The organism is Kitasatospora sp. NPDC048194, from assembly GCF_043202455.1.
Classification (GTDB): Bacteria; Actinomycetota; Actinomycetes; order Streptomycetales; family Streptomycetaceae; genus Kitasatospora.
Genome location: NZ_JBIDAK010000038.1, coordinates 49,377 through 56,173 on the forward strand (window position 1 = coordinate 49,377; position 6,797 = coordinate 56,173).

At 73.3% G+C, this 6,797-nt stretch carries 7 protein-coding genes; 4 read left to right on the forward strand and 3 right to left on the reverse strand.

The window, feature by feature from the left end; translation table 11 throughout:
* Nucleotides 1–94: 94 nt before the first annotated feature.
* Both ACGF07_RS31115 and ACGF07_RS31120 read left to right on the forward strand, forming a co-directional pair.
* Complete coding sequence (locus tag ACGF07_RS31115) at nt 95–1,309, forward strand: pyridoxal phosphate-dependent aminotransferase (protein ID WP_392904167.1); 1,215 nt, start codon at nt 95–97, stop codon at nt 1,307–1,309.
* 111 nt (nt 1,310–1,420) lie between these two features.
* Nucleotides 1,421–1,753, forward strand: coding sequence for a YnfA family protein (locus tag ACGF07_RS31120; protein WP_350739145.1), 333 nt, complete (start codon nt 1,421–1,423; stop codon nt 1,751–1,753).
* 96 nt (nt 1,754–1,849) lie between these two features.
* Here the strand turns inward: ACGF07_RS31120 and ACGF07_RS31125 are convergent, their stop codons facing one another.
* The 3 genes from ACGF07_RS31125 to ACGF07_RS31135 all read right to left on the reverse strand — a co-directional run bounded on the left by ACGF07_RS31125 (nt 1,850) and on the right by ACGF07_RS31135 (nt 4,687).
* Nucleotides 1,850–3,517, reverse strand: a complete 1,668-nt coding sequence (locus ACGF07_RS31125; RefSeq protein ID WP_392904169.1) for a fibronectin type III domain-containing protein — start codon at nt 3,515–3,517, stop codon at nt 1,850–1,852.
* A 332-nt stretch (nt 3,518–3,849) separates the two neighbouring features.
* Nucleotides 3,850–4,104, reverse strand: a complete 255-nt coding sequence (locus ACGF07_RS31130) for a hypothetical protein (RefSeq protein ID WP_350739139.1) — start codon at nt 4,102–4,104, stop codon at nt 3,850–3,852.
* A gap of 166 nt (nt 4,105–4,270) precedes the next feature.
* Nucleotides 4,271–4,687, reverse strand: a complete 417-nt coding sequence (locus ACGF07_RS31135) for a (2Fe-2S) ferredoxin domain-containing protein (protein WP_350739136.1) — start codon at nt 4,685–4,687, stop codon at nt 4,271–4,273.
* A gap of 219 nt (nt 4,688–4,906) precedes the next feature.
* Here ACGF07_RS31135 and lepB point away from each other — a divergent pair, with 219 nt between their 5' ends.
* Nucleotides 4,907–5,566, forward strand: coding sequence for a signal peptidase I (gene lepB / locus ACGF07_RS31140; protein WP_392904172.1), 660 nt, complete (start codon nt 4,907–4,909; stop codon nt 5,564–5,566).
* Nucleotides 5,563–6,588: an AraC family transcriptional regulator gene (locus ACGF07_RS31145; RefSeq protein WP_392904175.1), complete on the forward strand. Its 1,026-nt coding sequence runs from the start codon at nt 5,563–5,565 to the stop codon at nt 6,586–6,588. The genes lepB and ACGF07_RS31145 overlap by 4 nt, the downstream gene beginning before the upstream one ends.
* Nucleotides 6,589–6,797 lie beyond the last annotated feature (209 nt).

Here is a 6,797-nt window from a genome sequence, read left to right on the forward strand (position 1 = left end):
GATCAGCATAGCCAAGAGGTTGGACTTTCCAAGTGCCAGCTTGGTAGAACAAAGCAGCAGCGACGGAGCGGTGGTGACGGTCGGGAGGCCGCAGATGGAGTTTCGGCAGTCCAGCAAGCTGAATGACGTGTGCTACGAGATCCGGGGCCCGGTGGTCGACCAGGCCAACGCCCTGGAGGAGGCCGGGCACAGCGTGCTGCGGCTGAACACCGGCAACCCGGCCCCGTTCGGCTTCGAGGCGCCCGAGGAGATCATCCAGGACATCATCCGCAACCTCCCCGCCGCGCACGGCTACAGCGACTCGCGCGGCATCCTGCCGGCCCGGCGCGCGGTGGTGCAGTACTACCAGCAGCGCGGGGTCCAGGGCGTCACCGTGAACGACGTCTACCTCGGCAACGGCGTCTCCGAGCTGATCCAGATGGCCGTCACCGCGCTGGTGGACGACGGCGACGAGGTGCTCGTGCCGATGCCCGACTACCCGCTGTGGACGGCGTCGGTCCGGCTGGCCGGCGGCAAGGCCGTGCACTACCTGTGCGACGAGGAGGCCGAGTGGTACCCGGACCTCGACGACATCGCCGCCAGGATCACCGCCCGCACCAAGGCGATCGTGGTCATCAACCCGAACAACCCCACCGGCGCGGTCTACCCGAGGGAACTGCTGGAGGGCATCCTCGACCTCGCCCGCCGCCACCAGCTGATGGTGCTGGCCGACGAGATCTACGACAAGATCCTCTACGACGGCACCGAGCACCACTGCCTGGCCGCCCTCGCCGACGACGTGCTCACCCTCACCTTCAACGGCCTCTCCAAGGCCTACCGGGTGGCCGGCTTCCGCAGCGGCTGGCTGGTCGTCTCCGGTCCCAAGCAGCACGCCACCGACTACCTGGAGGGCCTGACCATGCTCTCCGGCATGCGGCTGTGCCCCAACGTGCCCGCCCAGTACGCCGTCCAGGCGGCGCTCGGCGGCCACCAGTCCATCAACGACCTGGTGCTGCCCGGCGGCCGGCTCACCGAGCAGCGCGACATCGCGGTCAAGGCGCTCAACGAGATCCCCGGCGTCAGCTGCGTCAAGCCCAAGGGCGCCCTGTACGCCTTCGCGAAGCTCGACCCGGCGGTGCACCGGATCGTCGACGACGAGCGGTTCGTGCTGGACCTGCTGCTGCGCGAGAAGATCCACGTCGTCCAGGGCACCGGCTTCAACTGGCCCCGCCCGGACCACTTCCGCTTCGTCACCCTGCCGCGCGCCGACGACCTGGAGACGGCGATCAACCGGATCGGGCGCTTCCTGGCGACGTACCGGCAGACCTGAGCACGCACCCCGGGGCACGCACGCCGGGGCACGCACGCCGGGCACACGCCGGGCCACGCATCCGAGGCGCGCACCCGGGGCACGCACGCCGGGCACGTACGCTGGGCAGTCATGACCGTCCTGCGTTCCGCCGCCCTGTTCGCCCTCGCCGCAGTCGCCGAGATCGGCGGCTGCTGGCTGGTCTGGCAGAGCGTGCGCGAGCAACGGCCCTGGTGGCTGGCCGGGTTCGGGGTGGTGGCGCTCGGCGCGTACGGCTTCGTGGCGGCGCTGCAGCCGGACAGCCACTTCGGGCGGGTGCTGGCCGCGTACGGCGGGGTGTTCGTCGCCGGTTCGCTGCTCTGGGGCATGGCGGTGGACGGCTTCCGGCCGTCCCGCTACGACGTGCTGGGCGCGTTGATCTGCCTGGCCGGGGTCGCGGTGATCATGTACGGTCCGCGGCGCTGAACGCACCCGTGCCCCGGCGTCGGAGGACCCGACACCGGGGCACCGTCACGACCGCCGGGGCACCGTCACGCCCCCGGGCACCCCGCGACCCCGGGACTACCAGCCCCAGCCGCCGCCCTCGCCGTCGTCGTCCCGGCCGGAGTCCCAGCCCTCGCCGACCGCGCGCAGGATGGTGTAGTTGTCGATCTGCCGGCCGTCCTCGGTCAGCGCGGTGACCTTCATGGACGACTTGCGGCCCAGCTGGGCCGGGGTCACGTCGACCTTGATGAACGAGTAGCCGGTGTAGCGCACCCGCGACCACTGGATGGTCTCGGGGGTCTTCACCCGGCCCTTGCTCCAGTAGTAGGTCGTGACCTCGTCCTGGTGGTTCTCGTGGCCCTCGTAGGTGTCCGGCACGTCGAACTTGTACAGGCTGCGGCCGGCCGCGCCCGCGGTCACGTACACCACGCCGTCCTTCTCGGGCTCGATGGTGGCGCCGCTCGGCACCTGCTTCGAGACCTTGTTGCCGAGGATGGCGTCGGTGCGCTCGTAGATGTGGTTGTGGCCGTTGATGACCAGGTCCACCCGGTACTTCTCGAACAGCGGCACCCAGGCCTCGCGGACACCGCCCTCGGAGGCGTGGGCGACGGTCGTGGAGAAGGCGCAGTGGTGAAAGAAGACCACGATGAAGTCGACGGTCTCGTCGCCGCGCAGGTCCTTGAGGGTGCGCTCCAGCCACTTGGTCTGCTTGCCCGCCGAGACGCCCAGGTTGGCCGGGATCTCGTAGGAGACGTCGTTGGCGTCGAGGGAGATGACGCCGACGTTCTTGTAGCGGAAGGTGTAGACGCCGGGGACCTTGCGCGGGTCCGGGCCGTTGTCCGGCAGGTAGAAGCGGGTGTTCTCGCCGCCGTAGCCGTTGGGCGAGTACCAGGCCTCGATGTCGTGGTTGCCGTAGGCGACCATCCACGGGATCTCGGCGGCGACCGTCTCGGTCTGGACCAGGAAGTCGTCCCAGGTCCTGGCGTTGTAGACGGACTTGTCCGGGTCGGTGCCGGAGCCGGCCGGGTCGGCGTAGCAGATGTCGCCGGCGTGCAGGTGGAAGGCCGGCTTCTGCGCCTTGATGATGTGGTCATTGCCCGCCGCGTGCGAGCTGACGCCCTGGTCGCCGAAGGCGGTGAAGGTGAACGGCTCGTACACCTTGCCCCAGCGGTGGTCGCGCGAGGGCGCGGTGCGGAAGGTGTGCAGCGTGGAGATCTGCTGCTGGGAGGCCGGGTCGAAGCCCTCGTGGCCGACACCGTAGTAGTAGGTGGTGTCGGGCTGCAGGTCCTCCAGCGCCACGTGCAGGTAGTACTGGTCCACCGGCTGGCTGTTCGGGGTCAGCGCCGGGGTGTGCAGGGCGCGGACCTCGGCCTGGATCTTGTGGCTGAGCTCCCACGGGTGCTTGCCGAAGCGCAGGAACGGCTTCTTGACCGGCGCCGGGACCTGCCAGGAGATGCGGAACTGGGTGTCCGGCTCGGGGCCGAACTGGAGGTGGCGTCCGATCGGCGCGACCAGCGAGCCGTCGATGCCGTCCGTCGTGCCGCCCGTCAGCAGCTGCGGCCCGGCCGGGGCCGCGACGGCCGTGCCGCTGCCCAGCGCGCCGCCGACGGCGATGGCGCCCACGGTCACGGCGCCGGCGCGCAGCATCCGACGGCGGGAGAAGCGGGCCCGCAGGTACTCGTGCTGCTCGGCCATGCTCATGCGGTCGGCAAGCTTGGCCGGCACGCCCATGTTGGGGATATCCATGCGCGGGACTCTGTCAGCGGCTCGTTGACCCCACACGGACGTTCGGTGAACGGGCGTCAGCGCGTCGCCCATTCGAACACCAACGTTCGACCATGGTTCGGTAAAGAACGCGTCTGCGCCGGGTCGACGCCGGATCATGGGCGCCGCTCAGCGACGGCCTGACCGCGCGTCGCGTCGCGCGGCCGGCGGCGGGAGCGGCGGGCGCGGGCGCCGTACCGACGGTGTGCCGGCGGCGTGCGAGCGGCGTGCCGGTGGCGTGCGGGCGGCGTGCCGGCGCCAGGACCCGGCGTGGCGTCGTGCCGTGCCGTCTGCGTCGTGCAGCGCCGTGCCGTTCAGGCCGACGGCTCGTCCCAGTGGGTCGCGGCCCGGTCCCCGGTGCCGTCGCAGGTGCGGCAGATCTCGTCCCGGTAGGCCTGCTTGGCGCCGGTCGCGTCCACCCGGTAGCGGACGTACACGCCGGTGCCGTTGCAGAGGAAGCAGTTGCCGCCCCCGCCGCCCACCTCGGTGGTACCGGTGCCCTGGCAGGTGCGGCAGTTGAGGCCGGCGGTGCGGCCGGTGCCCGCGCAGATGCGGCAGACCGTCGTCATCGTCTTCCTCCCTTTGCGCGGAACCGCTCGATGCACCGGTCATGGTAGTGGTCCGGCCCCACCGGCGCCCTGGGCCGGACGACCTGACGGATCGCCACGACCGGAGGGCCGGGGGCCGTCCTCGAACCCCGGCTGCGGGCGGACGGCGGGGGCGTGACGACGGACCCTAGTCCGGCAGCGCCTCGCGCACCCGCCGGGAGACCGAGATCAGCTGGAGGTCGAGCAGCCCGGGCGGATCGGCCAGACCCGGGCCGCCGGCCCGCACCCAGGCGGCGATGTCGTCGATCATCTCGTCCATCAGGACGAAGCCGAGCCAGACCGGGCGGCCGCCCGCCGCCCGGCCCTCGCTGGAGGGGCCGACCACCACCACGTTGGACTGGGAGCACACGTCGAGGCACTTCACCGCCCGGACCCGGCCCGCCGGGCCCACCGCCGCCCGCAGCCGCTCGTACTGCCCGGCGTGGTCCACCCCCGGGTGCTTCGCCTCGGTGCCGCAGCAGCAGCCGCGGCAGACGGTCACGGTGACCGGGGAACCGCCCCCGGACCGGCGGTCACGGTCGCGGTCGCGCTCTCGGCGGCTCATCGGCCCTGCTCCCCCTCCTGGTCGGCGAGCCCCGTCGACGGCACGCTCTGCACCGGAACTGTACCCGCCGCCCGGGGCGCCCCCGCCGGGCCCCGGCGCCCCTCATTAGGATGCCCAGGGCCCCGAGCCGACTCGGGCGGTCCACCACTCGGGGCGGTCGACCACTTTCGGGGCGGCTGACCGCTCGGGGCGGCTCACGAGGAAGGGACGGACGGACGGATGCCGAAGCGGAGGGCCGGGGGCCTGTGGTTCGCGGTGGCCGTGGGAGCGCTCGGGATCCTCTGCGGGGCGCTCGGTCTCGCGGTGGTCCTCACCGGCGGCTACGCGCTCCACCGGATGGACGGCACCGCGATGGCACCGGGGCTCCGGCAGGGCGACCGGATCCTGACGGACCGGGTCGCGGCCGCCGACGTCCGGCGCGGCGAGGTCTACGTCGTCGACTCCCCGTGGGGCTCCTCCTCCGCCGTCGTCTCCCGTGTGATGGCCCTCGGCGGGAACCGGATCACCTGCGCCGGCGGCCAGTTCACCCTCGACGGCAAGCCGGTCGCCGAGCCGGACGTCCGGCGGACCGGCACCTGCTCCCACGACTTCGACGTCACCGTTCCGCCCGGCCGGGCCTTCCTGATGGGCGACCGGCGCGACCAGGCGGTCGACTCCCGGCAGCGGACCGACGACGGCCAGCAGGGCACCGTCGACCTCGCCGAGCTCACCGCGGGCCGGGTGGTCTGGCACTCCGGCCCCGACTCCCCCGCCCTCCCCGGCAAGCTGATCGGGGCGGCGGCGCTGCTGGTGCTCGGGGCCCTGCTCGCCCTGGCGGGGCTGGTCGCCTCGGTGGTCCTCGCCTCCTTCGCGATCGTCCGGCGCCGGACGGCGGCGTGACCCACCCGGCGCACCAAACGCACCAAGCGCACGCAGCGGACCCGGCCGAGCCGGACGACGGCACGCCCGGCCCCGTTGCGCTGTACCGCGGCAGCTGCCTCGACGAACTGCGCCGGATCGTGAGCGGACGGCTCTCCTCGCACCACCTGACCGTGCCGGGGAGGCAGCAGCCGGCCGGCTGCTTCCGGGTCTACCACGAGGGCGGGATCGGGTTCTACGACCTCTCCTACGGCGCGGAGGTCCGACTGCGCATCGAGGAGCTGCCCGACTTCTACAGCGTCGTCCTGCCCTTCACCGGGGGTCTGCGGGTCCGGGCGAACGGCGTCGAACTGCCCGGCGCGCCGTTCGTCGCCGGGCCCGGGGACCAGGTCGCGATGGAGTGGGACAGCCGGGCCCGCAACGGCGCGCTCGCGGTGCGGCGCGAGACGGTCGAGCAGGCGCTCGCGGTCCGTCTCGGCGACCTCCCCCGGCAGCTGCCGCGGTTCCGCCACCACCTCGACCCGGCCGACCCGGCCGTCCTCGCCTGGGTCCGACTGGCCCGGCAGTTCGCGGAGTTCGCCGTCTCGCCACTCGCCCAGCGGTCTCCCCTGGGTCTGCAGCACTTCGAGAAGCTGCTCGTCGACGGCCTGCTGGACGCCCAGCCGCACTCCTTCAGCGGGCCGTCGGCGGACGGCGCCCGCGCGGTGCTGCCGAGCGCCCTGCGGCGGGCCACCGCGTACTGCGACGAGCACGCGCACGAGCCGATCTCCGTCGGCGACATCGCCCAGGCCGCCCGGGTCGGGACCCGCGCACTGCGGGAGGGATTCCGGACCCACCTGGGCACCACCCCGCTCGCCTACCTGCGGGAGGTCCGGCTCGAACGGGTGCACCGCGAGCTGCTCGCCATCGCCGGCGGCCGGGCGAGCGGCACCGTCACGGAGGTCGCCTGCCGCTGGGGCTTCACCCACCTCGGCCGGTTCAGCGCGGCCTACCGCCGCACCTTCGGGCACCCGCCCTCGCGGACGGTGGGCCGCGGAGCCTGACGGGCCGGCGGGGCTATCCGGAAAGCTGCTCCGGCACCGCCGCGATGTGGATAGGCGCCGGGGGCACGGCCCGGGCACGGTTGGTGGTGAGCGGCGGGGGGGGGGGGGCCCCCCCGGGGGGGGGGGGGCCCCCCCCCCCCCCCCCCCCCGCGCCCCCCCGCCCCCCCCCCCCCCCCCCCCCCCCCCCCCCCCCCCCCCCCCCCCCCCGC

Coding starts and splice junctions, on each gene's coding strand:
- ACGF07_RS31115 (WP_392904167.1), top strand. CDS start 95: ATGGAGTTTCGGCAGTCCAGCAAGCTGAATGACGTGTGCTACGAGATC.
- ACGF07_RS31120 (WP_350739145.1), top strand. CDS start 1,421: ATGACCGTCCTGCGTTCCGCCGCCCTGTTCGCCCTCGCCGCAGTCGCC.
- ACGF07_RS31125 (WP_392904169.1), bottom strand. CDS start 3,517: ATGGATATCCCCAACATGGGCGTGCCGGCCAAGCTTGCCGACCGCATG.
- ACGF07_RS31130 (WP_350739139.1), bottom strand. CDS start 4,104: ATGACGACGGTCTGCCGCATCTGCGCGGGCACCGGCCGCACCGCCGGC.
- ACGF07_RS31135 (WP_350739136.1), bottom strand. CDS start 4,687: ATGAGCCGCCGAGAGCGCGACCGCGACCGTGACCGCCGGTCCGGGGGC.
- lepB (WP_392904172.1), top strand. CDS start 4,907: ATGCCGAAGCGGAGGGCCGGGGGCCTGTGGTTCGCGGTGGCCGTGGGA.